The following is a 255-nucleotide window of genomic DNA, read 5'->3' as shown; positions in this document are numbered from 1 at the left end:
GGTCTCGTTTCGCCTATGGCGCAAGGACGGCATGATATTATATTCGAACGACAAGAATCTTATGGGCCGTGTCGTACCTCGTGGCGAAAATCGAAATCGGGCCTTTAATGGCGAACTCGTGGCGAAATTCGACGAGGTCGATGATCCTGAAAGCGATGCAGAACGAGCAGTTGGTGAGCCTCTGCTTGAGATTTACAATCCGATCCTACAGCCCTGGTCGGGCCAGGTTGTTGCCGTCACAGAGTTTTACGAAAG

1 pseudogene is annotated in these 255 nt (G+C 51.4%); it reads left to right on the top strand.

The features are described from left to right. Positions 1 to 255, top strand: a pseudogene (locus tag MRBLMR1_RS08620) (sensor histidine kinase); the annotation flags it as partial.

The organism is Neorhizobium sp. LMR1-1-1.1 (assembly GCF_040675795.1).
Classification (GTDB): Bacteria; Pseudomonadota; Alphaproteobacteria; order Rhizobiales; family Rhizobiaceae; genus Neorhizobium; species Neorhizobium cellulosilyticum.
The sequence above is the reverse complement of the archived record's forward strand: the minus strand, read 5'-3'. Positions and strand labels throughout refer to the sequence as shown.